The following is a 465-nucleotide window of genomic DNA, read 5'->3' on the forward strand; positions in this document are numbered from 1 at the left end:
GTTGACGTCTGCCCGACGGGGGCATCGTATCGCGATGCCGCCAACGGCATTGTGGATGTGAACCCCGACCTTTGCGTTGGCTGCCAGTACTGTATCGCCGCGTGTCCTTATCGTGTGCGCTTTATCCATCCGGTAAGCAAAACGGCGGATAAATGCGATTTCTGCCGGAAAACCAACCTGAAAGCGGGCAAACAGCCTGCCTGCGTTGAGTCATGTCCGACGAAGGCGCTGACGTTTGGTAATCTGGACGATCCCAACAGCGAGGTCTCTCGTCTGNTAATCTGGACGATCCCAACAGCGATATCTCCCGCTTGTTGCAGCAGAAAACCACCTACCGTTACAAGCTGGCGCTGGGTACAAAACCGAAGGTCTACCGCGTTCCCTTTAAATTTGGGGAGGTGAGCCAATGACATCCGCTTCTGCATTTCATTTTGAATCACTGGTGTGGGACTGGCCCATTGCCAT

General features: G+C 54.3%; 1 pseudogene. It reads left to right on the plus strand.

Going from position 1 to position 465, the window contains the following annotated elements:
• A pseudogene (locus FDX22_RS21120) lies at window positions 1–410 on the plus strand (4Fe-4S dicluster domain-containing protein); the annotation flags it as partial.
• Window positions 411–465 lie beyond the last annotated feature (55 nt).

Source organism: Citrobacter sp. TBCS-14, from assembly GCF_005280805.1.
GTDB classification, from domain to species: Bacteria; Pseudomonadota; Gammaproteobacteria; order Enterobacterales; family Enterobacteriaceae; genus Citrobacter; species Citrobacter gillenii.